25 protein-coding genes and 1 pseudogene are annotated in these 24,205 nt (G+C 70.6%); 11 read left to right on the top strand and 15 right to left on the bottom strand.

The window, feature by feature from the left end; all coding sequences use genetic code 11:
• The 3 genes and pseudogenes from QZ500_RS19370 to QZ500_RS19360 all read right to left on the bottom strand — a co-directional run.
• Nucleotides 1-379 (bottom strand): annotated as a pseudogene (locus QZ500_RS19370) (Hsp70 family protein); the annotation flags it as partial.
• Entirely contained in the window at nt 376-987 is a 612-nt protein-coding gene (locus tag QZ500_RS19365) for a DUF2760 domain-containing protein (protein WP_295857719.1), read from the bottom strand. The gene QZ500_RS19365 and the pseudogene QZ500_RS19370, both read right to left, overlap by 4 nt.
• A 190-nt stretch (nt 988-1,177) precedes the next feature.
• Nucleotides 1,178-2,203 carry a putative sulfate exporter family transporter gene (locus QZ500_RS19360; protein WP_295857717.1) on the bottom strand — a complete coding sequence of 342 codons (1,026 nt, stop codon included), beginning with the start codon at nt 2,201-2,203 and terminating at the stop codon, nt 1,178-1,180.
• A gap of 56 nt (nt 2,204-2,259) precedes the next feature.
• Between QZ500_RS19360 and QZ500_RS19355 the strand changes: the two genes are divergently transcribed.
• Nucleotides 2,260-3,204, top strand: coding sequence for a LysR family transcriptional regulator (locus QZ500_RS19355; protein ID WP_295857716.1), 945 nt, complete (start codon nt 2,260-2,262; stop codon nt 3,202-3,204).
• Nucleotides 3,205-3,217: 13 nt separating this feature from the next.
• On the opposite strand, the gene metC is transcribed toward QZ500_RS19355, so the two are convergent.
• The 4 genes from metC to QZ500_RS19335 form a co-directional block, all read right to left on the bottom strand.
• Nucleotides 3,218-4,423, bottom strand: coding sequence for a cystathionine beta-lyase (gene metC, locus QZ500_RS19350; RefSeq protein ID WP_295857714.1), 1,206 nt, complete (start codon nt 4,421-4,423; stop codon nt 3,218-3,220).
• A complete protein-coding gene (locus tag QZ500_RS19345) occupies nt 4,423-5,433 on the bottom strand; it encodes a tripartite tricarboxylate transporter substrate binding protein (RefSeq protein ID WP_295857712.1) in 1,011 nt (336 codons plus the stop codon). The genes metC and QZ500_RS19345 overlap by 1 nt, the downstream gene beginning before the upstream one ends.
• 76 nt (nt 5,434-5,509) lie before the next feature.
• On the bottom strand, nt 5,510-7,126 hold the full coding sequence (locus QZ500_RS19340) for a rhodanese-like domain-containing protein (protein WP_295857710.1): 1,617 nt from the start codon (nt 7,124-7,126) through the stop codon (nt 5,510-5,512).
• Between the two features lie 124 nt (nt 7,127-7,250).
• The gene (locus QZ500_RS19335) at nt 7,251-7,862 is read right to left on the bottom strand and encodes a cysteine dioxygenase family protein (RefSeq protein WP_295857708.1); all 612 of its coding nucleotides are present in this window, start codon (nt 7,860-7,862) and stop codon (nt 7,251-7,253) included.
• A 100-nt stretch (nt 7,863-7,962) separates the two neighbouring features.
• Between QZ500_RS19335 and QZ500_RS19330 the strand changes: the two genes are divergently transcribed.
• Nucleotides 7,963-8,844, top strand: coding sequence for a LysR substrate-binding domain-containing protein (locus QZ500_RS19330; RefSeq protein ID WP_295857706.1), 882 nt, complete (start codon nt 7,963-7,965; stop codon nt 8,842-8,844).
• Here the strand turns inward: QZ500_RS19330 and QZ500_RS19325 are convergent.
• Entirely contained in the window at nt 8,841-9,263 is a 423-nt protein-coding gene (locus QZ500_RS19325) for a PaaI family thioesterase (RefSeq protein ID WP_295857705.1), read from the bottom strand. The two genes, QZ500_RS19330 and QZ500_RS19325, sit on opposite strands and share 4 nt — an antisense overlap.
• A 276-nt stretch (nt 9,264-9,539) precedes the next feature.
• On the opposite strand from QZ500_RS19325, the gene QZ500_RS19320 reads away from it, so the two are divergent.
• Nucleotides 9,540-10,124 (top strand): malonic semialdehyde reductase, encoded by a 585-nt coding sequence (locus QZ500_RS19320; protein WP_295857704.1) that lies wholly within the window; start codon nt 9,540-9,542, stop codon nt 10,122-10,124.
• Nucleotides 10,125-10,139: 15 nt separating this feature from the next.
• Here the strand turns inward: QZ500_RS19320 and QZ500_RS19315 are convergent, their stop codons facing one another.
• From QZ500_RS19315 to QZ500_RS19305, 3 genes are all read right to left on the bottom strand, one after another.
• Entirely contained in the window at nt 10,140-10,349 is a 210-nt protein-coding gene (locus QZ500_RS19315) for a hypothetical protein (protein WP_295857702.1), read from the bottom strand.
• A 96-nt stretch (nt 10,350-10,445) separates the two neighbouring features.
• A complete protein-coding gene (locus QZ500_RS19310; RefSeq protein ID WP_295857700.1) occupies nt 10,446-11,204 on the bottom strand; it encodes an IclR family transcriptional regulator in 759 nt (252 codons plus the stop codon).
• Nucleotides 11,205-11,261: 57 nt separating this feature from the next.
• Complete coding sequence (locus tag QZ500_RS19305) at nt 11,262-12,086, bottom strand: TauD/TfdA family dioxygenase (protein WP_295857698.1); 825 nt, start codon at nt 12,084-12,086, stop codon at nt 11,262-11,264.
• A gap of 217 nt (nt 12,087-12,303) precedes the next feature.
• Between QZ500_RS19305 and QZ500_RS19300 the strand changes: the two genes are divergently transcribed.
• On the top strand, nt 12,304-13,272 hold the full coding sequence (locus QZ500_RS19300; protein WP_295857696.1) for a tripartite tricarboxylate transporter substrate binding protein: 969 nt from the start codon (nt 12,304-12,306) through the stop codon (nt 13,270-13,272).
• A 69-nt stretch (nt 13,273-13,341) separates the two neighbouring features.
• On the opposite strand, the gene QZ500_RS19295 is transcribed toward QZ500_RS19300, so the two are convergent.
• Nucleotides 13,342-13,800, bottom strand: coding sequence for a MarR family transcriptional regulator (locus QZ500_RS19295; RefSeq protein ID WP_295857694.1), 459 nt, complete (start codon nt 13,798-13,800; stop codon nt 13,342-13,344).
• A 141-nt stretch (nt 13,801-13,941) separates the two neighbouring features.
• Here QZ500_RS19295 and QZ500_RS19290 point away from each other — a divergent pair, with 141 nt between their 5' ends.
• From QZ500_RS19290 to QZ500_RS19260, 7 genes are read left to right on the top strand one after another with little or no spacing between them, the layout of a single operon-like run.
• Nucleotides 13,942-14,916: a tripartite tricarboxylate transporter substrate-binding protein gene (locus QZ500_RS19290; RefSeq protein ID WP_295857692.1), complete on the top strand. Its 975-nt coding sequence runs from the start codon at nt 13,942-13,944 to the stop codon at nt 14,914-14,916.
• Between the two features lie 17 nt (nt 14,917-14,933).
• A complete protein-coding gene (locus tag QZ500_RS19285) occupies nt 14,934-16,466 on the top strand; it encodes a carboxyl transferase domain-containing protein (RefSeq protein ID WP_295857691.1) in 1,533 nt (510 codons plus the stop codon).
• Between the two features lie 14 nt (nt 16,467-16,480).
• Nucleotides 16,481-17,833, top strand: coding sequence for a biotin carboxylase N-terminal domain-containing protein (locus QZ500_RS19280; RefSeq protein ID WP_295857689.1), 1,353 nt, complete (start codon nt 16,481-16,483; stop codon nt 17,831-17,833).
• Between the two features lie 31 nt (nt 17,834-17,864).
• On the top strand, nt 17,865-18,086 hold the full coding sequence (locus tag QZ500_RS19275; protein ID WP_295857687.1) for a biotin/lipoyl-binding carrier protein: 222 nt from the start codon (nt 17,865-17,867) through the stop codon (nt 18,084-18,086).
• Between the two features lie 3 nt (nt 18,087-18,089).
• The gene (locus tag QZ500_RS19270) at nt 18,090-19,079 is read left to right on the top strand and encodes a tripartite tricarboxylate transporter substrate binding protein (protein WP_295857685.1); all 990 of its coding nucleotides are present in this window, start codon (nt 18,090-18,092) and stop codon (nt 19,077-19,079) included.
• Nucleotides 19,076-20,323 carry a CoA transferase gene (locus tag QZ500_RS19265; protein WP_295857683.1) on the top strand — a complete coding sequence of 416 codons (1,248 nt, stop codon included), beginning with the start codon at nt 19,076-19,078 and terminating at the stop codon, nt 20,321-20,323. Before QZ500_RS19270 ends, QZ500_RS19265 begins: the two co-directional genes overlap by 4 nt.
• Nucleotides 20,324-20,331: 8 nt before the next feature.
• Complete coding sequence (locus QZ500_RS19260) at nt 20,332-21,903, top strand: carboxyl transferase domain-containing protein (protein ID WP_295857681.1); 1,572 nt, start codon at nt 20,332-20,334, stop codon at nt 21,901-21,903.
• A 46-nt stretch (nt 21,904-21,949) separates the two neighbouring features.
• Here the strand turns inward: QZ500_RS19260 and QZ500_RS19255 are convergent, their stop codons facing one another.
• The 3 genes from QZ500_RS19255 to QZ500_RS19245 all read right to left on the bottom strand — a co-directional run bounded on the left by QZ500_RS19255 (nt 21,950) and on the right by QZ500_RS19245 (nt 24,196).
• The gene (locus QZ500_RS19255) at nt 21,950-22,702 is read right to left on the bottom strand and encodes a TerC family protein (protein WP_295857680.1); all 753 of its coding nucleotides are present in this window, start codon (nt 22,700-22,702) and stop codon (nt 21,950-21,952) included.
• 151 nt (nt 22,703-22,853) lie between these two features.
• Nucleotides 22,854-23,492 carry a histidine phosphatase family protein gene (locus QZ500_RS19250; protein ID WP_295857677.1) on the bottom strand — a complete coding sequence of 213 codons (639 nt, stop codon included), beginning with the start codon at nt 23,490-23,492 and terminating at the stop codon, nt 22,854-22,856.
• A gap of 80 nt (nt 23,493-23,572) precedes the next feature.
• Nucleotides 23,573-24,196 carry a DUF4136 domain-containing protein gene (locus QZ500_RS19245; RefSeq protein WP_295857675.1) on the bottom strand — a complete coding sequence of 208 codons (624 nt, stop codon included), beginning with the start codon at nt 24,194-24,196 and terminating at the stop codon, nt 23,573-23,575.
• Between the last annotated feature and the right edge of the window lie 9 nt (nt 24,197-24,205).

Below are 24,205 nucleotides of genomic sequence, written 5' to 3'. Positions count from 1 at the left end.
AGATGCGTTCGACCTCGGGCGGTGCGTCGGCCGGCAGGATGCCGGAGCGGCGGTCCACGCCGGCATGGCCGAGCCAGCTCTTGGCGCTGGAGACGAGGCGGATCGGCGTCAGCGCGCCGTGGCTGCGGGCCCACTCGCCGGTGATGCGGCCGGGCGCGGCGTTCCACGGCAGGGCGAGGTCGCCGGGCGCGAACTCGCTGTCGTGCGGCACGTAGAGGAAGGAGGGCAGCAGGGAGAAGTCCTGCACGGCGCCGGGGCCGCTCTGCTGGGCGACGGGCAGGATGTCGGGCGCGGCGCCCTCGCTGTGCAGATCGACCCAGGAGAGCGCGCTGTGCGTGGTGCCGAGGTCGATGCCGATGGCGTATTTCGCGCCGCTCACAGCTCGACCTCCGCGGGCGCGATCACGCGCGTGTCGTGCCCTTCGGTGAGGGCGGGCAGGCGCACGGCGGTGGCGCGCCAGCCCTTGTGCTGCAGCGTGCCGGTGAACGGCGGCTGGCCGACCACGTTGCCGGTGACGCGCACGGCGGCGGCGTCGAAGCCGGCGGGCAGCGTCAGGCGGCTGCCTTCGGCTTCGGAGCGCACGGGTTCGAGGTCGAACGTGTCCTGCAGCACCTTGCGGGCGCCGCCGTGCAGCAGGCGCGCGGCACCGCCCACGTCGGCATCCGAATAGGCGCCGATGTCTTCCTGCAGGAAATCGACGAATCGCGATTCGCGCTGCAGCAGGGCCAGCAATTGCAGGGCGGCGTCGACATTGGCGGTGGCGCGCACGGGGGCCGGCGCAGGCACCGGGGCCGGCGGCGGTGCCTTCACGGGAGCGGGCGCGGCTGCAGGGGCGGGCGTGGGCGGCGGCACTTCGCTGGCCAGCGGCGCACCGCTGCGCAGCGCCTGTACGCGCGCGGCCAAGCGGCCGTCGCCCAGCAAGGCGAAGAAGCTGCCGATGGCGAGGGAGACGCGGGAGAGGAAGGGGAGTTCTTGGGATGCGGTCATGGACGGAGGGCGCCGGAACGGCGCAGCGGCGAAATGGCGGACCGGTCGGAAGCCGGCATATGTGCCCGCTATTGTCCTCAGTCGCCAAAACTGCCGGTAACCGCCGGAATGAACCGCCGGCGTGGGCGCAGTCACGGTCGCGCGCCGGAGGTAGGCCGCACCCGCTGCGCTGCGCTGCGGGGCGGATTGCCTACCAGGCCCAGGCCACCACGGTCAGCGCGATGAACACGGTCTCGCACACCAGCATGAGCACCGGCCGCCAGCCCAGCGTCAGCAGTTCCGCGAAGTTGGTCTTGATGCCGGCCGCGCCGATCGCCGCGACCAGCAGCCAGCGCGAGGTGTCGGATGCGACTGCGCTCATGGCCGGCGTGACCGCCCCCGCCGACGTCAGTGCGACGAAGCACAGGAACCACAGAAGGAACGCCGGAAACGCCGGCACCCGGGCACCGACCGACGCCGCGGCGCGGCCGCGGTAGAGCAGGGCGACCGTCGCGACGATCGGCACCAGCAGCGCGACCCGGAACAGCTTGACGATGGTGGCGGTGTCGCCGGCCTCCGGCCCCAGGATCAGCCCGGCCGCGACCACCTGGGCCACGTCGTGGATCGTGCCGCCGATCACGATGCCCGCCGTCTGGGGCGCGGCGCCCGCCACCGACAGCAGCAGCGGGTAGAGCACCATCGCGACGGTCGACAGCAGCGTGACGCCGACGACCGTCAGCAGCGTGAAGCGTTCGTTCTCGCGGGTCTGGGGCAGCGCGGCGGCGACCGCCAGCGCGGCCGACGCGCCGCAGATGCCGACCGAGCAGCCGGCCACCCAGCCCTCTTCCTGCGGGCGCCGCAGCAGCCGGGCGAGCAGCAGGCCGCAACCGATGGTGGCGACCACCGTGGCCGCCATCAGGAGCGCCGTGGTCGCGCCGAGCCGTGCCACCTGGTCCACCGTGATCCGGGCGCCGAGCAGCGCCACGCCGCAGCGCAGGCCGGTCCGGGCGCAGAGCGCGACGCCGGGCATGACCCGGTCGTGCCCGGCGAGGAAGTTGCAGGCGAGTCCGATCAGCAGCGCATACAGCAGCTGCGGCCCGCCATGGTGCTCGGCGATGAAGGTGGCGGCCAGGGCCACCATGCCGCACACCAGCAGGCCGGGCCAGAGTGTGCGCGTGCGCTCCGCAGCCGTGTGGAACGTCGGTGCAAAAGGCCAATGGCTGATATCCAACTTCATGGCATATCAGCATAGGGAAATCGTATAAAGCGCAAAAGCGGATAATTTTTCTTACTGTGAGCGAAAAATCGATTCATCCCGACGGACGTGTGCGGCTGACCCTGCGGCAGCTGGAAGCCTTCGTCGCAGTGGCGCAGGACGGCTCGACACGGTCCGCGGCCAGCCGCATCGCGCGGTCCCAGTCGGCCGCGAGCAGTGCGCTGGTGGAACTGGAGCAGGTGCTGGGCCGGCCGCTGTTCGACCGGGTCGGCCGCCGGCTGGTCCTGAACGACCACGGCCGTGCGGTGCTGCCACGGGCGATCTCGCTGGTCGATGCAGCGGGCGAGTTGGAGCACCTGTTCCATGGCGCACATGCGGTGCCGCTGCGCATCGCCGCGAGCATGACGATCGGCGAGCACATCCTGCCGCCGCTGCTGGTCCGGTGGACGGCATCCCATCCGCACAGCCCGGTGCGGCTGCAGATCGCCAACACCACCGGCGTGCTGGCGGCGGTGGCGGCCTTCGACGCCGACATCGGCTTCATCGAAGGGCCGCAGACGCACCCGGACCTGGCGGTGCGCGCGTGGATGCACGACGAGCTGGTGATCGTCGCGTCGCCCGCCAGCCCGCTGGCGCAGGCGCCGGCAGTCACGCACGCCGCTCTGCGCGCCGCCCGCTGGGCGCTGCGCGAGCGCGGCTCGGGCACGCGCGAGGCGGCGGACCGCTGGCTGCTGGCGCAGCTCGGCGAGGTGCAGGTCGCTTTCGAACTGGGTACGCCCGAGGCGATCAAGGCGCTGGTGATGGCGAGCGATGCGCTCGCCGTGCTGCCGCGCCACAGCGTGGCGCTGGCGCTGGCGCGGGGCGATCTGGTGGAAATGCAGGCCGGCCTGCCGCCCGCGGTGCGCGAGCTGGCGGTGGTGACGCACCGGGCCCGCAGCCTGGGCGCGGGCGGCCAGGCTTTCCTGTCGTACTGCTACGGCCTGACCGACGGGGCGGCGACGGCCGCAGCCACCGCCGGCTGAGCGCAGGAGCGCGTCAGGCCGGCTCCGCGAGGGCGTCGAAACCGCGCGCCAGGTCGGCCAGCAGGTCGGCCGGATCTTCCAGCCCGACATGCAGCCGCACGACCGGGCCGCGCCCACGCCAGTCGGTCACGCTGCGCGCCCGCCCCATGTCGGCCGGCGTGACCAGGCTCTCGTAACCGCCCCAGGACGCCCCCAGGCCGAACAGCTGCAGGCCGTCGACCAGCCGATCCACCGCGGCGGTGGTCGTGCCCGGCGCGAGTTCGAAGGACACGAGTCCGTTGGTGCCGCGGCAGTCGCGCTGCCACAGTGCATGACCGGGGTCGGTCGGCAACGCGGGACAGAACACGGCCGCCACCTCCGGCCGCGCCTGCAGCCAGGCTGCGACCTGCAGCGCATGCCGGCCGTGCATCTGCAGCCGCGCCGCCAGGGTGCGCATGCCGCGCATCACAAGCCAGGCGTCGTCGGGGCTGACTGTCATGCCGAAGGCATCGCTGCGGTCGGCCAGCGGCTGCCAAGCCTCGCGGGTGGTGGCGACGGTGCCCATCATCACGTCCGAATGGCCCGACAGGTATTTGGTCGCCGCCATCACCGAGATGTCGGCACCGAGCGCAAGCGGCCGGTACTGGCAGCCTGAGCCCCAGGTGTTGTCGGCCGCGACCCAGGCGCCGCGCGCATGCGCCATCGCGGCCAGCCGCGGCAGGTCGCACATCTCGTAGACCAGCGAGCCCGGTGTCTCGACGTACACCATGCGGGTGTTCGGCTGCATGCGCGCCTCGGCGTCGTGGCCGTCGGCGGCGAAGAAGTCGAAAGCGATGCCGTAGGGCGCGAGGAAGGAGTGCGCCAGCTTGCGCACCGGCTCGTAGACGCTGTCGGACAGCAGCACATGGTCGCCCGGCTTCAGGTAGGCGAGCAGGGTCATGCCGATGGCCGCCAGACCGGTGGGGAACAGCCGGGTGCGGTAGGCGCCCTCGAGCTCGCTCACCGCATCTTCCAGCGCGAAGGTGGTCGGCGTACCGCGCGCGCCGTAGGTGAACAGGCGCTCCTCGCCGCGCCGCGCCTTGAAGTCGCGCTGCTCGGCCGCGCTGCCGAACAGCACGGTGCTGGCGCGCACCAGCGGCGGGTTGACGGCACTGCCGCCGGCCCAGACAGGCGCGGCGCCCGCATGCAGCAGGCGTGTCTGCACCGACAGCGCGTCCGGCGAAGCGTGGTCCGCCGGCATCAGTCCACCTTGGCGCCGGAGAGCTTCACCACCCGCGACCAGCGCTCGATGTCCTGCCGCAGCTGGGCGGCGAAGGCGTCGGGCGTGTTGGCGACCACCTCGCTGCCGCCTTCGACGATCAGTTTGGTCACTTCGGGCATGCGCAGCGTGCGGACCAGCGCCTCGTGCAAGTAGGCCACGCGCTCCGGCGGCGTGCCGGCCGGGGCGAAGAAACCGTACCAGTCTTCGAAGCGGGCATTGCGCAGGCCCAGTTCCTCCAGTGTCGGCACCTTGGCGAAGACGCCGATGCGGCGCGGGCTGGTGACGGCCAGCGCCCGCATCTTGCCGTTCTGCAGCATGCCGGCGACCGAGGCGGTCGAGGTTACCAGCACGTCCACCTGGCGGCCGAGCAGGTCGGTGATCGCCGGGCCCGCACCCTTGTAGGGGACGTGGGTCATCTCGATGCCGCTGTCCTTGGCCAGCACCACGCCGACCAGATGCGACAGCGTGCCGTTGCCGGGCGTGGCGTAGCTGACCGAGCCCGGTTGCGCCTTGGTGCGGGCGACCAGGTCGGCGAAGCTCTGCAGCGGGGAATCCGCCGCCACCACCAGCACCAGCGGTGCGGCATTGATCTGGGTGATCGGCACGAAGTTCTTCAGCGGGTCGAAGCCGGCGGAGCCGTAGAGCGTCGGGTTCACCGCCATCAGCGACACCTGCGCGGTCAGCAGCGTGTAGCCGTCGGGCTTCGCATCGGCCACCGCCTTGGCGCCGATGTTGCCGCCGGCGCCGCCGCGGTTGTCCACCACCGCGGGCTGGCCGGTCACGTCGGGCAGCCGGGTGGTGACGAAGCGGGTCGTGCCGTCGTTGCCGCCGCCGGGCGGGAAGGGCGAGACGAAGCGGATCGGCTGGGTCGGGAAGCCGTTGCGCGGCGCGAGCGGCTCGGCCGCGGCGGGCTGCAGGGAGACCACGGCGGCACAGGCGACGGCCGCGGCGAGGCGCACGGCATGCGGGAATCGGAAGACGGACGGCATGGCAGGACTCCGGGAGTGAAGGAAAAGGCGGACGGGAACAGGCGGCGGAATGCGGCTCCTGGGCGGAGCCGAACGGTCAGGCGGCGGCGGTCGAGGCGAGGGAGGCCGGCGCGGCAGCCGCCTCCGGCAGGCGGAAGGCTGCCTTCTCGTCGGCATCGAGCTGCGCGACCAGGCCGGTCTCCCACGCCAGGTAGCGGCGCGCCGCCTCCTTGTTGCCGTCGTGGCGGTCGTGCACGAAGAACAGGTAGTCGATGCAGTCGGCATCGGACGGCACATCCGGCGTGGCGGCTACCGGCAGGCCGGCGTTCTTCCAGGCCGCCATGCCGCCTGCGAGCAGTTGCGGCGCGGCGCGGCCGGCGGGCGTTTCCGATGCGGCGGCCCAGGCGGCCAGCAGCGGGTCGTCGGCCACCAGCACCACCGGGCCGGTTTCCTGGCGCAGCAGGGCCTGCAGGCGCGGGCGGATGGACCACTGCGCCTGCGGAATGTGGCCGGCGCGGTAGTCCATGCCGGCGCGCAGGTCGACGACCGCGACCTCGCCGCGGGCCAGCCGGTCGGCCAGCGTGGTCGCATCGACGGTGGCGAGCGCCGGCGGCGACGGCTCGGCGGCCGGCGGCAGGGCAAGGCCGCTCTGCAGGCCGCCCGCCAGCACGCTCGCGTCGTGGCCCATCTGGCGCAGCCAACTCGCGACCGTGGGGGCGCGCACGCCGTCGTCGTCCAGCAGCACCAGCCGGGCGCCGCGCACGCCGACGTACTGGTCGCCTGCCTGCAGCAGTTGGCCGCCGGGCGTGTGCTGGGCGCCGGGCAGGCTGCCGGCGGCGAATTCCTCGGGGGTGCGCACGTCGCACAGGAACAGGGTGCGCCCGGGGTCGGCAGCCCAGCCGCGGACGGTGTCGGCATCGACCGTCGGCACGCCGAAACGTGCCGCGAGCGCCGTGGCCGCCGGCTGCAGCGCCGCCGAGCCGGAGCCGTCCGCATAGCGCTGGGTGCCGCCGTGGCCGAGCGCACGGTCCGACAGGTACCAGCCCTGCGTGCCGTTCTCCAGCGCATAGACCGGGTTGGGCACGCCCAGGTTGATCAGCGTCTGCGCGCCGATGATGCTGCGGGTCCGGCCGGCGCAGTTGACGACGATCGGGGTCGTCGCATCGGGCACCAGGCTGCCGATGCGGTAGGCCAGCTCGCCGTTCGGGCAGCAGGTCGCGCCCGGGATGTTCATCTTGCGGAATTCCGACACCGGCCGGCCGTCGAGCACCACCAGCGGCGCGCCGCTCGCCTGCATCTCGGCCAGCCGGTCGGCGCTGACGCGGGGCGTGTGGTAGGCCTCCTCGGCCAGTTCGCCGAAGGTCTTGGACGGCAAGTTGACGCCCGCGAACAGCACCAGGCCTGCCGCCTGCCAGGCATGTGTGCCGCCGTCGAGCACCGCCACCCGGCTGTAGCCGAGTGCCGCCAGCCGTTCGGCGGCGCGGGCCGCCACCGCGCCGGTCTCGGCATCGCCGCCGTCGTAGACCACCAGCCGCACGCTGCGGCGCGGCACCAGGCGGAACACCTCGCGCTCCAGGCGGCTGTAGGGCAGCGGCGTGGCGTAGAACAGGTGCGATTCGCCGTACTGGCCGTGCTCGCGCACGTCGAGCAGGGCGATCTCCTGGCCGTCGTGCAGCCAGGACTTGAGGGTGAGGGGAGCGACGGTCGGGATCATGGCGAAGAAGGTTCGGAACGGAGGAATGGCGCGCAGCCGCACGCCACCGTCCCGCGCAGCAAACGTGGGAGATGAACGGCAACAGCGGAAGCGAAAGGGGTCGGGCGCCGGGCGGCGCAGCCGGTCAGCGGCGCGTCTGCACCCCGATGCCCATGGTCTGATGGGTGCCGGCGGCGAGGTCGTAGGCGGTGCGGCTGTTCAGCGTCTCCAGCGCGCGGCCGTACATGTGCAGGTGGCGGATCACTTGGTCGCCCTGGATCTCGACCGAATGGATGTCCTCGGGCATCAGCGCGATGCCGGTGCCGGGGGCCACCACGACGCAGCCGGTCTCCTTCAGCTGGCCGACGCCCGGCACGCTGCCGTCGTCGGTGCGCTCGTAGACCCGGTTGTGCTCGGTGCCCTCGACCGCGGCGATGCAGGCCCAGGTGGTGTGGTTGTGCGGCACGATCTTCTTGCCCGGACGCATCACGTTTAGGTAGAGCGCATAGCTCTGGTCCGGGTCTTCGGCGATCAGGTAGCGGGCCTGGTGCTCGCCGGGTGCGGGGGCCGGGAAGTCGGCCTCCTGCCAGAGCGGCCGCTGCGCCGCCAGATCGACCAGCGACTGCAGCACGGCGTCGAGCTTCTGGCGGTCCGGCTCGCCGCGGCCCAGCGTCTGCTTCATGCGGTCGATGGAGGCATGCACGGCCTGGATGCGGTCGGCGGCGGTGGAGGAGGCGGTCGGTGTGGCGGTGGTCATGGCGGGCATCGGTAGTGAGAGGAACTGGTGCCACTGTAGGCAGCCGTGACCCCCGGAACAATCCCACCGGACCGAGGAAACATATCAATAAAATTAATGAATGGAGACGCTCGACCTCGACCTGATGCGCACCCTGTCGGTCATCGTCGCGCACGGCAGTTTCCAGGCGGCGGCGGTGCAGCTGGGCCGCACGCAGTCGGCGGTCACGCAGCAGATGCAGCGGCTCGAAGAGCACCTCGGCCATCCGCTGTTCGAAAAGCAGGGCCGGCAGAAGCGCCTGACCGAACAGGGCGAACGGCTGCTGGTCTATGCCCGCCACCTGCTGGCGATCAACGACGAGGCGCTGCGCAGCCTGCGGCACGGACCGCTGGAGGGCATGCTGCGCATCGGCGCGCCGCACGACGTCGCCGACACCATGCTGCCGCTGCTGCTGGCCGAGATCGCCCGCACCTCGCCGATGCTGCAGCTCGACATCCACATCGGCCGCAGTCCGTTCCTGATGGAATCGATCCGCAGCGGCGAGCTGGACATGGTGATCTCCAACCGCGTCGACGACCAGCTCGAGGGCGTGGTGCTGCGGTCCTCGCCGACCGTCTGGCTGTGCGCGGTGGGCTACGTCCACGATCCGGCGCAGCCGGTGCCGCTGATCATGGCCGACGGCCCGAGCATCTTCCGGCGCATCGGCCACGAGGCCCTGGCAGCGGCGGGTGTTGCCTGGACGCCGCGCTACACCTCGTCCAACCTGATCGGCATTAAGGCCGCGCTGCGGGCGGGCCTGGGCGTCACGCCGCGCGGCGTCGAGCAGCTGGATGCCGGCCTGCGGGTGCTCGGCCCGGCCGACGGCATGCCGCGCCTCCCGGACCTGGTCTACCACCTGTACGTGCGCAGCCACGTCGTGAACCCGGTGACGCGCCAGGTGTTCGACAGCCTGAAGCGGCAGCTGCGCCTGCCGCGGCCGGACCTGGCGGCGGGCGGAAGCTAGGCGGCGACCGGCGCCGGTGCCGGCCGTGCATTGCGGATGAACTTGAACGAACCGATCGCCTTGGCCAGCACCAGCCGGTCGTCGAGCACGACTTCCGACTCGGCGAAGAACACCGACCGGCCGGCCCGCTGCACCCGGCCGCGCGCCACCAGTCGCTCGCCGTGGCCGGCATCGAGAAAACTGGTGGTGAGCGACAGCGTGACCGCATGGCGCTCCGGCTCGCCCGCCGGGGCGTGGAGGCCCGCGTAGCCGCACGCGACGTCGAGCAGCGAGCACAGCACGCCGCCCTGCACTTGGCCGATGCGGTTCATCAGGTGCGGCGCCATCGGCAGGTGGAATTCGGCCTCGCCGGGTTCCCAGCGCACGAGGCGCAGGCCGAGGTACTGGAGAAACGGGTTGTGGAGCGGGTGGTCGGGCATGCTGCGCGGCATTCTAGGGACGGGGTCTGCCGGGCGCGGTGGGATCGCTGTTTGATGCTATCGAATGGATAGCTGAATGCGCAGGTGCGGCGGGCGCTAGAGGCAGATTTTTGCCTCAAAAGCTGGAAATCGAGCGGCCACCATGGCGCCCCGGGGCCTTGCAGATGGCCGATACGCCGCAAGCGGGGAATGCCATCCGAGGGTGTTGCCGGCGACACTGGCAGGCCCTGCGGCCTATTCACCGCCCGTGCCACTGCCTTCTCCCTTCGACGCACCATGACCCTCGACGCCACCGCCCTCGACACGCTCTTTCACGACGCCCGCAGCGCCAACGGATTTCTCGACAAGCCCGTTCCGACCGCCCTGCTGCAGGAGGCGTACCGCATCGCCCGCATGGGCCCGACCTCGATGAACACCCAGCCGACCCGCTATGTGTTTCTCACCACGCCGCAGGCCAAGGCCCGGCTGATGCCCGCCCTCTCGCCCGGCAACGTCGAGAAGACGCAGCAGGCGCCGGTCACGGTGATCGTCGCCACCGACACCCGCTTCTACGAATTCATGCCGCAGGTCTGGCATGACCCGGGCGCGCAGGCGATGTTCGAAGGCAATCCGGCGATGGCGGCGGCCACCGCCACCCGCAACGGCACGCTCGGCGGCGCGTATTTCCTGATCGCGGCGCGGGCGGTCGGCCTCGACGTGGGGCCGATGAGCGGCTTCGATGCCGCGAAGGTCAACGCCGAATTCTTCCCGGACGGCCGCTGGCAGGCCAATTTTTTGATGAACCTCGGCTATGCCGACCACGGCAAGGAATTTCCGCGCAACCCGCGCCTGGCGTTCGAGCAGGCCGCCACGGTGCTGTGACGGCGCCCGAGGGGTTCAGCCCAGGCCGGCATCCAGCGCCGGCGGGCGCTGCAGGTCGGCGTCCACCCCCATCACCTCGCTGGCCCGCTCGACCGCCTGCCAGAGGGCCGGCGGCATCTGCAGGATCTCCGCCGGCGAAGCGGCACGGGCGATCCAGTCGCTGATGTGGGCGTGCTGCTCCCGGGTCAGCAGGTCCAGGTTCAGCATTTCGTCGATGGTCTTCATGGGTCGGCTTCCGGGTCGGCTCGATCGGTTGTCGGGATGCGCGGGCGCCGTGGCCGGCCCCTTCCTCTTCCCCCGCAGGGTCATCCTACTGTGGCGTCATACTTCCGCAGCGTAGGCCAGACGACGCGCCACCAGGCTGCAGGCCGTGACGATCTGCTGCGCCTTTTCGCGCATGCAGTCCTGCATCCGGTGCCGCGGGCCGGCCAGTCCGATGCCCCAGGTCTCGCGGCCCACGTGGAAGAAGGCCGAGACGGCCCACACGTCGGGCACGTTCTCGCCGCGTGTCTGGAAGAAACCGGCCTGGCGGCCCTGCAGCACATCCTCGGTCAGCCGGGCAGGGTCGGTGATCGTGGCATCGGTGATGCGAGGCAGCACCTGGGCCGCCAGCCACAGCTGCAACGCGGCTTCCTTCTGCGCGCCGAGCAGCGCCTTGCCGATTGCGCTCGAATGCAGCGGCTTCAGATCGCCGGGGCTGGCTGAATAGCGGATGGAATGCGGGCTTTCCAGCACCTGCAGGTAGATCACGTGGTCGCCCTGGCGTTTGCCGAGGATGACCGTTTCGGTGGAGGTGTCGCGCAGCTGTTCGAGCAGCGGCGCGACGCGGTCCAGGAAGGGGTCGCGGGCGACGATGTCGTGCGCCACGTCGAGCATGCGCTGGGTCGGGTACAGCGCCCGTGGCGGCGACAGCGTATAGAGGTAGCCGCGTGCCGCGAGCGTCTGCACGATCGCATGGCAGCTGCTCTTGGGCATGTCGGCGGACGCGGCCAGCTCGGTCAGCGACAGCGGACGCTCGCTGAGCCGGAACGCTTCGAAGATGTCGATCACGCGGTCGACCGCGCTGCCGTTGCCTGGCATGCCCTCTCCTGAATCTCGGGGCGGCCATCGTACGGCCTTCCCCGCAGGCGTGCCCGGTCAGCGCGGCCGGTCGCCCTGCAGCGTGATGCGGTGCATGACCCGCCGGTGGCCGTGGTAGTCGTTCACCGGGTTGTGCTGCACGCAGCGGTTGTCCCAGAAGGCGATGGCATCGGGTTCCCAGGCGAAACGGCAGGTGAATTCGGGCCGGATCTGGTGCTGGAACAGGAACTGCAGCAGCGGCGCGCTTTCCTCGTCGGTCATGCCGCGGATGCCGGCGGTGTGCGCGACGTTCACGTAGAGCGCCTTACGGCCGGTCTCGGGATGGGTGCGCACGACCGGATGCTCGGCGCGGTACTCCTTGGGCGCATCCTGGCGGCCGTCGGTGCGGATGCGGTCCTCCCGCGTCTTGCTCACGTCCGCCTTGGCGGAGGTGCTGATGCCGACCAGCGGCTCCAGCAGCGCCTTCATCGTGTCCGACAGGGCGTCGTAGGCCGCGTACTGGCTGGCGAACAGCGTGTCGCCGCCGAAAGGCGGCACTTCGCGCGACAGCAGCATCGAGCCCATCGGCGGTGTGTCCAGGTAGGTGGTGTCGGAATGCCAGACACCGCCGAAATTCGATTTTTCGTGCTCCAGCTTCTTGACCTCGATGATGGTCGGGAAGCCGTCGAGGCCCTTCACGAACGGGTACTCGATCGGCGTGCCCATCGCCTCGGCGAAGCGCAGGAACTGCGCGGGCGTCAGGTTCTGCCGCTTGATGAAAATGACCTGGTGGTCGAGCAGCGCCTGCCGGATGCCGGTGGCGACGGATGCGTCGAGCCCTTCGGCGAGGTCGAGTCCCTGGAGTTCGGCGCCCAGTGCGCCGGCGATGCGGTGGATCTGCATGGTGTGAACGAGAAGTGAAGCGGTGACGGCGATGCAGGGGACTCTAGGCGCACGACGCGGCCCACTGTTCAGCCCGTCGAACGGCAGCCCGCTTCGTGGGTGCTTGCATTGCCGCAGGGCGTTTTGTTCAGCCGGCTGAACAAGGCCGGCAGGATTTCCCGGTTGAAGGCGTCGCGCGCCTTGGGTCTACTGCGGTGCCGGATTTGTTGGAGTTCCCATGAAGAGATCGACCCTGCTGCGGCTGTTGGCCGCCTCGGCCGTCGTACCGCTGGCCTTCCCGGCCGGCGCGCAGTCCTTTCCCGCACGGCCGGTCAGGATCGTGGTCCCGCAGACGCCCGGCGGCGCCTCCGATGCGCTGGCGCGGATCATCGGGCAGCGCCTGACCGAGCAGTGGGGCCAGCCGGTGGTGATCGAGAACCGTGCCGGCGCCGGTGGCAACGTCGGCATGGAGGCGGTGCTCGCCGCACCCGCCGACGGCTACACCTTGCTGATGACGTATGTCGGCACGCAGGCGATCAACGGTGCGCTGTACAAGAACCTGGCCTTCGACCCGGGTCGCGACTTCGCGCCGGTCGCCACGCTCGCCACCGTGCCCTTCGTGATGGTCGCGAAGGCCGGCTCGCCGCTCAAGACGACGCAGGCAGTGGTCGAGGCGGCCCGCGCGGGCCGCGTCACCTACGGCTCCGCGGGCAACGGATCGGTCAATCACCTGCTCGGCGAGATGTTCGCGCGGGCGGCCAAGGTGGAACTGGCGCATGTGCCGTACCGGGGTGCCGCGCAGGCGCTCCAGGATCTGCTGGGCGGCCAGATCGACATGGTCTTCACCAGCCTGCCGTCAGTGGCAGGGCAGATCCGCAACGGCACGCTGCAGCCGATCGCCGTCACCAGCCCGCGCCTGGCCCCGGCCTTTCCGGACATCCCGACGGTCGCGCAGAGCGGCCTGCCGGGTTTCGACGTGCATCCCTGGTTCGGACTGATGGGCCCGAAGAAGATGCCGCGCGACATCGTGGAGAAGATCAACCGCGACGTGAACGCGCTGCTGCGCCAGCCGCAGACTGCCGAGCGTTTCGCAGCGCAGGGGGCGGAACCCTATCCGACCAGCCCGGCAGAGTTCGCCGCCGTGCTGGCGGCCGATGTCGACAAGTGGAGCGAGGTCGTGCGCGCCTCCGGCGCCAAGGTCGACTGAGCAGGCGACCTTGCTGCGGGGTTCGGCGCGCGGCTGCAGGCACGTCGTCGGTGGTCGCGTGGCCGCGCCTCAGCTCTCCTGGTAGGCGATCGCGGCCAGATGGCGCCGCAGGTCTTCCAGGCCCGCCTCGCCAACCAGCGCAGCGTAGTGCTGCTCCACCTTGTCGATCGCCTCGTGGATCTTCAGCAGGTACTCCACGCCCTGCGGCGTGAAGGTCACGAGGAACGCGCGGCCGTCGACGCCGTCCTGGGTACGGGTCACCAGGCAGGCATCTTCCAGTTCCTTCAGCGCCTTACCGATCGCCTGCTTGCTCACCCCCATGCGGCGGGCGATGTCGACGCTGCGAGTGCCTTCCAGGTCGATGAACGGCAACAGCGTCCCGCCGCTGGAGGGCGGCATCGGATTGCCGTCGGCGGCGAGCGTGGCGTACAGGCGGGCCATGAAGTCCTTGCGGGCCAGCAGCAGCATCCGGCCGATGCCGTGGCGGCGGGTCTGTCGCAGGTCTTCCAACTGTTTCTGGGAAAGCATGGTGCGATCGTACCGACCCGTTCGCATTGATGGTCAACCAAGTTGACTAAATCCGGTCTTGTACCTACGATGCAACGCAGACCGCTGGACAGCCCCGTGCCGCCCGGTGTCGCGTGACAGCCAGAACAGGAGACAAGCCCTATGGATGCACTTCGCCTCGCGAGAGCGGTGCTGGTCGCGGCCTGCGCAGGTGCCGCAGCGTTCGCCGGCGCGCAGGACTATCCGCGGGAGCCGGTCCGGCTCATCGTCCCGTATCCGCCGGGCGGATCGACCGACGTGATCGCGCGGCTCTACGCCGAAGGGCTCGGCAAGGAACTGGGCCAGCCGATCGTGGTGGACAACCGGCCTGGTGCCTCCACCAACATCGGCAGCGAAGCGGTGGCGCGTGCCAAGCCCGACGGCTACACCGTTTTGTTCGGCGGCGGCGGCCCGACTCTCAACAGCGTGTTCGGCCCCAAGCCGTCCTTCGATCCGATGACCGGCTTGGACGCGGTGAGCATGATCGCCCGTGTGCCGTTCATGGTGGCCGCCAACCCGCGAGTGCCGTTCGGCAACGTGCGCGAGATGGTTTCCACGGTGCGCGCCGCACCCGGCAAGTATTCGATCTCCAGCGCGCAGCTCAACGTGTACGTGGAACTGATGAAGGAGCGCGCCGGCACCGACATCCTGCACGTCCCGTACAAGGGCGGCGCCCAGGCCGCGACCGACGCGGTGGCCGGGCAGGTCGACATGGTCTATGCGCTGGTGCCGGTGCTGCTGCCGCAGGTGCAGTCGGGCAAGCTGAAGGCGATCGGTGTCAGCTCCGCACGCCGGCTGACGGCGGTGCTGCCCGACGTCTCGACCTTCGCCGAGGCCGGCGTGGACTACGACATCGGCACCTGGTACGCGCTGCAGGTGCCGCCGGGCACGCCCGCCCCGGTGGTCGAGCGGCTGGCCCGCGCGACCCGGGCGATCGTCGCCCAGCCGGCCTTCGTCGAGCGCCTCACCGCCATCGGTGCCGAGGCGGTGGCCAGCACGCCGGCCGAGATGCGCCGGCAGATGCAGCAGCAGCAGGCGGTGTGGACCCGGCTCGCCAAGGCGGTGCCCAGCCTGGTCATCGCCGAACCGACCCGCTAGACAGGAGCGCAGATCCCATGGCATTCGAACAGCAGGCAGAAGAGTACGCACGCCGCCGCGCCGCCGCCCTCGCGATGGGCGGAGAGGCCAAGCTGCGGCAGCGCAAGGAGGAGGGCATCCTGAACGCCCGGGAGCGCGTGGCGCGCCTGGTGGACCCCGGCACCTTCCTGGAGGCGGGCCTCTTCGCGACCTCGATCCGGCCCGAAATGCGCGATCGCTCCCCCGCCGACGGCAAGATCACCGGTTACGGCCGGCTCGACGGGCGCGAGGTGGCGATCGTCTCCAACGACTTCACGGTGATGGGCGCTTCCAGCAGCACGGTGAATACCGCCAAGGTCGGCCGCGTGAAACGCACCGCCACGGCGCGCGGCCTGCCGATGGTGTTTCTCGGCGAATCGACCGGTGCGCGCATGCCCGACACCATGGGCGCGGCGGGCGTGGGCGCCGGCGACCGGCCGACGCAGTACCGCCGGATGCGCGAGACGCCCTGGGTGTCGGCAGTCCTCGGCCACTGCTACGGATCGTCCTCCTGGTATGCGGCGCTGGCGGACTTCGTGGTGATGCGCAAGGGCGCCATCACCGCGGTCTCCAGCGTCAAGCTGACCTCGATGGCGATCTCGGAGGCGGTCGATCCGGAAGCCCTCGGCGGCTGGCGGTTGCACACCGAGGTCACCGGCATGGTCGACCTCGCGGTGGACACCGACGAAGAGGCGCTGGACGCCGTCCGCCGCTTCCTGTCGTACCTGCCGTCGCACCACCTGGAGGCACCGCCGCGCCGCCCGGTGCCGGAAGGCTCCGGCGCCGAGGCGCACCGCATCCTCGATCTCCTGCCGGAATCGCGCACCCAGGTGTACGACGTGCGCAAGATCCTCGCGCTGATCTACGACCGCGACAGCGTGTTCGAGCTTAAGCCGCGCTTCGGCAAGTCGATCGTCACTGCGCTGGCGCGGCTGGACGGCCGCTCGGTCGGCATCGTCGCCAGCAATCCGATCGCCAAGGGCGGCGCGATCGACCCGGAGTCCTGCGAGAAGGTGGTGAGTTTCCTGGTGCTCTGCGATTCGTTCAACATCCCGCTGGTCTTCATGGTGGACCAGCCAGGCTTCCTGATCGGGGTGGAAGGCGAGCGCAAGGGTGCGATCGGACGGGTGATGAACTGGATGAACGCGCTGTCGCTGGTGACGGTGCCGAAGATCTCGGTCGTCATGCGCAAGTCCTACGGGCAGGCGGTGCTCAACATGGGCGGCGGCGGCAATGCCGACGAGGTGGCGTGCTGGTTCAGCGCCGAGGTCAACTTCATGGACCCGCGCTCGGCGGTGCCAATCGTGCACGGCGTGCAGGAGGCCGACGATCCGGAGCGCTTCCGGACGCTGCTCGCGGAGATGCAGCGCGGCACCTCGGCCTACGATGCCGCGGCGGTGAACGCCGCCCACGCCGTCATCTCGCCGGTGGAGACGCGCGACTACCTCGCGCGCATGCTGGAGATCCACGAGATGCGGCTGAGCGACGGCGTGGGCGAGCACCTGATGCGCACCTGGCCGACCAGCTACTGACCGGAGGCACCACGATGTTCCAGAAAGTCCTGGTCGCCAACCGCGGCGCGGTCGCCGCGCGGGTGCTGCGGGCCCTGCGCACGATGGGCCTGCGCTCGGTTGCGGTTTACTCCGATGCCGACGGGAAGGCGTCCTATCTGGCGATGGCCGACGAGACGGTGCACCTGGGGGCCGCCGAGCCGGCCGCCAGCTACCTGAACCAGGACGCGCTGCTGGCCGCGCTGCGCCGCACCGGCGCCGATGCGCTGCATCCCGGCTACGGCTTCCTGTCGGAACGGGCGGATTTCGCGCAGCGGGTGATCGACGCCGGCGTGGCCTTTATCGGCCCCAGCCCGCGCTGGATCGACGCGATGGGCCACAAGACCCGCGCCCGCGCACTGATGGCACGCCACGGCATGCCGATGGCGCGCAGTTCCGCCGTGCTCGACGGCGATCCCGCGGCCGCGCTGCGGGCCGCCGAGGCGATCGGCTTCCCGGTGCTGGTCAAGCCGGCGAACGGCGGCGGCGGCATCGGCATGCTGGCTGCGGCCGATGCTGCGGCGCTGGAGGGGGCGCTGGAGCGCGCCCGCTCGCTCGCCGCGCGCAGCTTCGGCAACGCCGAGCTGTACCTGGAGCAGCTGATGGAACGGCCGCGGCACATCGAGTTCCAGATGCTCGCCGACCGCCACGGCCACGCGCGCCACCTGTTCGAGCGCGACTGCTCGGTGCAGCGCCGCCACCAGAAGGTGATCGAGGAATCGCCTGCGCCGCGCCTGCCGCGCGCCGCGGTGGAAGGCACCGCGCAGCAGATGGCCGGCATCCTGGAGACGCTGGGCTACGACGTCATCGGCACGGTCGAATCGCTCTACGGTGCGTCGGGCGCCTTCCAGTTCCTCGAGATGAACACGCGGCTGCAGGTCGAGCATGCGGTGACCGAGGAGATCACCGGCATCGACCTGGTGATCGCGCAGATCCGGCTGGCGGCCGGCGAGCGGCTCGCCGAGGTGCTGCCGCCGGATATCGCGGTGCGCGGCCATGCGATCGAGGCCCGTATCTATGCCGAGGATCCGGTGCGCTTCTACCCGTCGCCCGGCACGCTCAAGGTGCTGCGCTTTCCGGCCGGCTCGGGCATCCGCGTGGAGACCGGTTATGCCGAGGGCGACACGGTCACGCCGTACTACGACCCGATGGTCGCCAAGTTGATCGTCCACGCCGACAGCCGCGACGCGGCCATCGACCGCATGGTCGAGGCGATCGGCGCCACGGCGATCGAGGGTGTGCGCCACAACCTGCCGTTCGTGCTGCAGGTGCTGCAGTCCGCGGCGTTCCGCGCGGGCGACGTGCACACCGGCATCGCTGCCGACGTGCTGGCTGCGCAGCGGCGCTGACCCCGGCCATTCTTTTTCCCAGGAGACACACATGCCCCGAATCGAAGTTCTGTCGGAAGTCACCGGCAAGGTCTGGAAACTGCAGTCCGCCGTCGGCGAGGCAGTGACGACGGACGACCCGCTGCTGGTGGTCGAGTCGATGAAGATGGAGATTCCCGTCTTCAGCGAGAAGGCCGGCCGCGTGCTGGAACTGCGCGTGGCCGAGGGTGACGCGGTGGAAGAGGGCCAGGTGGTGGCCGTGGTCGAGGCCTGAGGCATGGCCGACCACCGCGTCCACCGCCGCACCGTGTGTGCGGGCCTGCTGGCGGCCACCTCGGCCGCCTGGGCCGCCGACTGGAAGCCCGGCGGCCAGGTCGAATACGTGATCCCGGCCGCTGCCGGCGGCGCGGTCGACACCTACGGCCGGGTGATGAAGAAGGTGTTCGACAGCTCCGGCGCGCTCGGCGGCCAGAGCTTCATCATCAGCAACCGGCCCGGCGGCCAGGGCATGATCGCCGTCGCGCCGGTGGTGCAGCGCACCGGCGACGCGACCGTCTTCACGATGCTCTCGACCGGCTACATGCTCGGCCAGGTGCTCGGCGAGTTCAAGCACGACTTGCAGAAGGACTTCACGATCGGGCCGATCTTCTTCGAGGAAGCCCTGGTCGTCGCGGTGCGCGCCGATTCGCCGCTCAAGTCGGGCCGCGACCTGGTCGAGCATCTGAAGCAGGACCCGGCGTCGCTGCGCATCGCCGTCGCGCCCACGCTGAACAACCACATCCACATCGGCATCCTGAAGCCCCTGAAGGTCGCGGGGGTGGACACCGGCCGGCTCACAGTGGCGCCGTTCCGGTCGTCGGCTGAATCGGTCACGGCGCTGCGCGGCGGGCATGTGGACGTGGTGTCGTCGAGTTCCACCAATGTCGTCACCGGCGTGCAGAGCGGCGCGCTGCGGGTGCTGGCCGTGTCCTCGCGCGAGCGGCTGCCCGGCGCACTGGCCCAGGTGCCGACCTGGCGCGAGCAGGGCGTCGACAGCGTCTTCACCTCAGTGCAGGGCGTGCTGTTCCCGCGCGGTATCTCGGCCGAGCAGATCGCCTTCTGGGACCGCCGCATGCGCGAACTCTCGAACGCACCCGAATGGAAGGCCGCGCTGCAGCAGTACGAGGTCACTCCGCGCTTCATGGACCACACGCAGGCCGCGGCCTATGTGGCCGAAGAGCTGCAATCGTCGGCGCGGCTGCTGCGCCAGTTGGGCATGGTCCGATGAACCCCACCGCCGCATCCTCCCTGCCGCCGCCCGCGCTCGACGGGCTGCGCATCGTCGAGATCTGCACCACCATCGCCGGACCGGCCTGCGGCCGGCTGCTCGCGGACTTCGGTGCCGACGTGGTCAAGATCGAGCCGCCCGAAGGCGATCCGGTGCGCCAGCTCGGCAGCCATGTCGGCGAGGTGAGCCTCTACAGCAGCTCGATCCTGCGCGGCAAGCGCTCGGTCGTGCTCGACCTGAAGACCGCCGAGGGCGTGCAGCTCGCGCTGGCCCTGATCGACAAGGCCGACGTGGTGCTGGAGAACAACCGCCCCGGCGTGCTGGAGCGGCTCGGCCTCGGCTACGAGGCGGTGTCGCGCCGCAAGCCGGGCATCGTCTACGTGCGCATCTCCGGCTACGGCCAGGACGGGCCGTACGCCCACCTGCCGGGCTACGGCGCCATCTGCGAAGCGTTCGGCGGCGTGCGCCACATGACCGGAGACCCGGACCGGCCGCCCTCGCGGGTGGCGCTGGCGACGACCGACTACCTGAGTTCGGTCTATGCCGCCTTCGGCCTGCTGGCGGCGCTGCGCCATCGCGACCGCACCGGCCAGGGCCAGGTGGTGGACGTGGCGCTCTACGAAGCGGCCTTCTCGCAGATGGAGTCGGTGGTGCCCGCGCACGAGAAGCTGGGCACGGTGCCGATGCGCCAGGGCCCGAACCTGCCGTCGATGTCGCCCAACAGCCTCTACCCGACCCGCGACGGCGGCTTCATTCTGATCGCGGCCAACAGCAAGTCCACCTACGAGCGGCTGGTGGCGGTGATGGAGCAGCCGGAACTGCTCACCGATCCGCGCTTCGCGACGATTCGGCTGCGCGGCGAGCAGGACAACATGCGGGCGATGGATGCGCTGGTCGGCCGCTGGACGGCGCAGTTCGACGGCGCCGTACTGGAAGCGACGCTGCAGCAGGCGGGCGTGCCGGCCTCGCGCGTCTTCACCGTGAAGGACATCTTCGCCGACCCGCACTACCGTGCACGCGACATGTTGCTGCCGGTGCCGCATCCGGTATTGGGCGAGATCACGCAGACCGGCGTCGTGCCGCGCCTGTCGGCCACGCCCGGCCGGGTGCGCCACACCGGACCGGATCTCGGCGCCGACACCGCCGCGGTGCTGCGCGACGAACTGGGCCTGGAGGCCGAGACGATCGACGACCTGTTCGCCCGCGGCGTGGCGCGCGGCCGAACGGTGGTGGACAGCCTGTGAGGAGCACGATGGGTCCGAGTACCGAATGGGCGGACGAGTTCGCCGAACTGGCGCGCCGGCGTGCCGATGCGCAGGCGATGGGCGGCGAGGACGCGACCACCCGCTGGCGCGCAGCCGGCCGGCTCAATGCCCGCGAGCGCATCGCCGCGCTGGTGGACGACGGCTCCTTCCAGGAGATGGGCACGCTGGCCGGCAAGGGCCGCTACGACGCGCGCGGCGCGCTGCTGTCGGTCACGCCTTCGACCCAGGTGATGGGGCTGGCCCGCATCGAGGGGCGGTCCGCGGTCGTGGTGTCGGACGACTTCACCATCCGTGGCGGTTCGTCGGAGGCTGCGGTCGCGGAGAAATGGGTGTATGCCGACCGCTATGCCTACGAATACCGCCGGCCGCTGGTACGCATGGTCGATACCGCCGGCGGCAGCGTCAAGCTGCTGAAGCAGTCCGGCCATACCAAGATTCCCGGTTACGCCTTTATGCCCGGCGCCGCGCTGCTCGGCCGCTCGCCGGTGGTCGGCATCGCGATGGGCGCATGTGCCGGACTGGGGGCGATCCGGGTCGGCTCGTCGCATTTCTCGATCATGCTCAAGGGCCGCAGCCAGGTCTTCGCCGGCGGGCCGCCGGTGGTCAAGCAGGCACTCGGCTACGACATCGACAAGGAAGCGCTGGGCGGCTACGACATCCACCGGGTGAGCGGCGTGGTGCACAACGGTGTGGACACCGAGGAGGAAGCGCTCGCGCTGGCGCGCCGCTTCCTGTCCTACCTGCCGGCCAATGTCTGGGAGGCCCCGCCGCGCGGCCCGCGCCACGATCCGCCGTCGCGCGAAGCGCCCTGGCTCAACGACGCGATCCCGCGCGACCGCCGCAAGATCTTCGCGCCCCGCAAGATCGCAGCCGCTCTGTTCGACGAAGGCTCGCTGTTCGAGATGGCGCCGCATTTCGGCGCATCGCTGTTGACCCTCTTCGCCCGCCTCGACGGCATCGCCGTCGGCGTCATGATCAACAACCCGGTGGTGATGGGCGGGGCGCTGACCCGGGCCGCGTCGATCAAGATGGAGCGCTTCGTCGACCTGTGCGACACCTTCCACCTGCCGATCGTCAACCTGGTCGACCAGCCGGGCACCATGACCGGCCTGGAGGCCGAGCGCGACGGCACGATGTACGCGACGCTGCGGGCCGGCGCGGCGATCGAGCAGTCCTCGGTGCCGTGGTGCGCGATCGTGCTGCGCCGCTGCTTCGGCCTCGCGGGGGCGATGCTGAGCCCGAAGTTCGGCCCCACCGGCACGTCGATCCCGCACCGCTTCGCCTGGCCGTCGGCGCGCTGGGGCTCCATTCCGATCGAGGGGGGCGTGGCGGCGGCCTACCGCCGCGACCTGGAGAAGGCCGACGACCCGCTCGCCCTGCGCACCGCGCTCGAAGCCGAGTACCACCAGCTCAGTTCGCCCTACCGCACTGCGGAGCGCTTCGGCATCGTCGACGTGATCGAGCCGGCGGCTACCCGGCCGCTGCTGTGCCGCTGGGCGGAGGATGCGGCCGCCCTGGCGCTGCACGGGCTGGGGCCGAAAGGCCGGTCGATGCGCTGATGCGGCACCGATCCGCGCAGGCCGGAACGACCGGTCTGCCGGAGACTCACTTGCCGCCGGCTTCCTTGCGCCGCTTGGCGCGGCGCGACAGCATGTTGAGCATCTCGACCACGGCCGAGAACGCCATCGCCGCGTAGATGTAGCCCTTGGGAATGTGGGCGCCGAAGCCTTCGGCGATCAGCGTGGTGCCGATCAGCAGCAGGAAGCCGAGCGCCAGCATCACGATGGTCGGGTTGGCGTTGATGAAGTTGGCCAGCGGGGTGGCGGCGAACAGCATTACCGCGACGGTGACCAGCACCGCGATCACCATGATCGGGACGTGCTCGGTCATGCCGACGGCGGTGATGATGCTGTCGATCGAGAACACCAGGTCCAGCAGCAGGATCTGGCCGATCGCGGCGGCGGTGGTCAGCCCCGGGCCCTTGGGCGTGAACACGTCGGAATCGGCCGGCGCGGCGTCCATGCTGTGGTGGATTTCCTTGGTCGCCTTCCACACCAGGAACAGTCCGCCGGCGATCAGGATCAGGTCGCGCCACGAAAAGCCCTTGCCGAACACCTCGAACACCGGGTCGGTCAGCCGCACGATGATCGCGATGGTGCCGAGCAGCGCCAGCCGCATCACCAGCGCCGCGCCGATGCCGAGGCGCCGGGCCCGCGCCCGGTTCTTTTCCGGCAGCTTGTTGGTCAGGATCGAGATGAAGATCAGGTTGTCGATGCCGAGCACGACTTCCATGACGATCAGCGTGACCAAGGCGATCCAGGCGGCCGGATCGGTGGCGAGGGTTTGCAGGTATTCCATGGCGCGGGTCGGTCAGGTCTGAGTGGGGTCTCCCCCCGGCATCCTAGAGAGTGCCTGCAGTTACGGCGCCAACATTTCTGACGGTTGCAAATTGGGCGCGTGAAGGACGGCACAGGCCGCGCCGAGCGGCGCCTGCAGCGTGATCGGACGCTCAGACGGTCAGGTCGTCACGCTCGCCGCGCATCAGGTGTGCATCGTCGGCCCAGCCGACCAGGCTCAGGCCCTCGGGCGTCCAGAGCAGCCGGTTGATCGCGGCGTTGCCGAGCTTCCAGGTGCGCGGTGCCTGCAGTTCCTGGCGGGTGGCTGCGCGGTAGAGCACGTCCATCACGCCGCCGTGGGCGACGATCACCACCTGCTCGCCCGCATGCCGCGCGGCGATGGCGTGCACCGTCTCCACGACCCGCTGCCGGAAGACGACCAGCGACTCGCCGCCTTCCGGAGCGAACAGCGGATCGCGGGTGCGCCAGCGGTGCGCCTGCTCGGGCAGGGTCGATTCGATCTCGGCGAAGGTCATGCCCTCGAACCGGCCGAAGCCGCGTTCCCGCAGCCCGGTGTCGGGGGTCACCGGCAGTCCGAGCGCCATGCCGATCCGCTCGGCGGTCCGGTAGGCGCGCAGCAGGTCGCTCGCATAGACCGCCGCGACGATTTCGCCGGCGAGCGCCTGGCCGGCCTGGCCGGCCTGCCATTCGCCGGTGTCGTTGAGCGGGATGTCGAGCTGGCCCTGGATGCGGGTGTCGACGTTCCAGGCGGTTTCGCCGTGGCGGATGGCGATGAGGCGGGTGGCATCCATGGGCAGCGGCGGCAGGCGCAAAAAGGGGACAAAAGAAAAGCCGCCCGGAGGCGGCATTTCAGGATAGCAGCCCGCTGCGGTCATCGGGGTATCTCGACGTTGACCTGGCGGATGCCCGGCGTGGCCTTCGGAAAGCCGTAGAGGGCGGAGTCGAGCATCACCGACAGTACCGCCGCGTCGGCCGGCCGCAGGCTGTCGTGCGCGGCATGGGTCTCGTAGACGATCTGGCCGCTGGAGAGGTCGCGCATCACCAGATCGACCTGCTGCTGGTAGAGCACCCGGTCGGGGAACGGGCCGCCCCAGCCGTAGCCGCCGTACCCGTAGTAGCCGCGCCGGTAGCCGCCCCCCCAGCCGCCGAAGCCCCAGCCCGGCCCCCAACCGGGGCCCCAGCCCGGGCCCCACGGGTCGTAGCGGACCTGCCGCTGCGCGCTCAGGCCGACCTGCACGGTGTACTTGGCCGCCGCATCATCGCGCCGCAGGCCGACGCGTTCCAGCGCACGTTCGGCCAGCGCCTCCAGCGGCGCCTGCTCGACGAAGCGGGCCTGCTGCGACGGCAGCCGCTCGAATCGGTAGGTGGCGCCCGCCGGAACGGTGGCGATGGTCGAGAACGCCTGCACGTCGCTGTCGATCGTGCGGGTGGTCGAGCAGCCGGCGAGCAGCGCGGCGGCGCCGAGGGCGAAAGAGGCGAAGAAGACGCGTCGCATGGAATCCTC

This window comes from uncultured Xylophilus sp., from assembly GCA_913776965.1.
GTDB lineage: Bacteria > Pseudomonadota > Gammaproteobacteria > Burkholderiales > Burkholderiaceae_C > Xylophilus.
This window is presented reverse-complemented; position numbering and strand designations above follow the sequence as displayed.

Coding starts and splice junctions, on each gene's coding strand:
- QZ500_RS19260 (WP_295857681.1), top strand. CDS start 20,332: ATGGGTCCGAGTACCGAATGGGCGGACGAGTTCGCCGAACTGGCGCGC.
- QZ500_RS19255 (WP_295857680.1), bottom strand. CDS start 22,702: ATGGAATACCTGCAAACCCTCGCCACCGATCCGGCCGCCTGGATCGCC.
- QZ500_RS19290 (WP_295857692.1), top strand. CDS start 13,942: ATGGATGCACTTCGCCTCGCGAGAGCGGTGCTGGTCGCGGCCTGCGCA.
- QZ500_RS19310 (WP_295857700.1), bottom strand. CDS start 11,204: ATGCCAGGCAACGGCAGCGCGGTCGACCGCGTGATCGACATCTTCGAA.
- QZ500_RS19265 (WP_295857683.1), top strand. CDS start 19,076: ATGAACCCCACCGCCGCATCCTCCCTGCCGCCGCCCGCGCTCGACGGG.
- QZ500_RS19245 (WP_295857675.1), bottom strand. CDS start 24,196: ATGCGACGCGTCTTCTTCGCCTCTTTCGCCCTCGGCGCCGCCGCGCTG.
- QZ500_RS19300 (WP_295857696.1), top strand. CDS start 12,304: ATGAAGAGATCGACCCTGCTGCGGCTGTTGGCCGCCTCGGCCGTCGTA.
- QZ500_RS19340 (WP_295857710.1), bottom strand. CDS start 7,126: ATGATCCCGACCGTCGCTCCCCTCACCCTCAAGTCCTGGCTGCACGAC.
- QZ500_RS19365 (WP_295857719.1), bottom strand. CDS start 987: ATGACCGCATCCCAAGAACTCCCCTTCCTCTCCCGCGTCTCCCTCGCC.
- QZ500_RS19335 (WP_295857708.1), bottom strand. CDS start 7,862: ATGACCACCGCCACACCGACCGCCTCCTCCACCGCCGCCGACCGCATC.
- QZ500_RS19250 (WP_295857677.1), bottom strand. CDS start 23,492: ATGGATGCCACCCGCCTCATCGCCATCCGCCACGGCGAAACCGCCTGG.
- QZ500_RS19325 (WP_295857705.1), bottom strand. CDS start 9,263: ATGCCCGACCACCCGCTCCACAACCCGTTTCTCCAGTACCTCGGCCTG.
- QZ500_RS19275 (WP_295857687.1), top strand. CDS start 17,865: ATGCCCCGAATCGAAGTTCTGTCGGAAGTCACCGGCAAGGTCTGGAAA.
- QZ500_RS19280 (WP_295857689.1), top strand. CDS start 16,481: ATGTTCCAGAAAGTCCTGGTCGCCAACCGCGGCGCGGTCGCCGCGCGG.
- QZ500_RS19320 (WP_295857704.1), top strand. CDS start 9,540: ATGACCCTCGACGCCACCGCCCTCGACACGCTCTTTCACGACGCCCGC.
- metC (WP_295857714.1), bottom strand. CDS start 4,423: ATGCCGGCGGACCACGCTTCGCCGGACGCGCTGTCGGTGCAGACACGC.
- QZ500_RS19285 (WP_295857691.1), top strand. CDS start 14,934: ATGGCATTCGAACAGCAGGCAGAAGAGTACGCACGCCGCCGCGCCGCC.
- QZ500_RS19305 (WP_295857698.1), bottom strand. CDS start 12,086: ATGCAGATCCACCGCATCGCCGGCGCACTGGGCGCCGAACTCCAGGGA.
- QZ500_RS19295 (WP_295857694.1), bottom strand. CDS start 13,800: ATGCTTTCCCAGAAACAGTTGGAAGACCTGCGACAGACCCGCCGCCAC.
- QZ500_RS19315 (WP_295857702.1), bottom strand. CDS start 10,349: ATGAAGACCATCGACGAAATGCTGAACCTGGACCTGCTGACCCGGGAG.
- QZ500_RS19330 (WP_295857706.1), top strand. CDS start 7,963: ATGGAGACGCTCGACCTCGACCTGATGCGCACCCTGTCGGTCATCGTC.
- QZ500_RS19270 (WP_295857685.1), top strand. CDS start 18,090: ATGGCCGACCACCGCGTCCACCGCCGCACCGTGTGTGCGGGCCTGCTG.
- QZ500_RS19360 (WP_295857717.1), bottom strand. CDS start 2,203: ATGAAGTTGGATATCAGCCATTGGCCTTTTGCACCGACGTTCCACACG.
- QZ500_RS19345 (WP_295857712.1), bottom strand. CDS start 5,433: ATGCCGTCCGTCTTCCGATTCCCGCATGCCGTGCGCCTCGCCGCGGCC.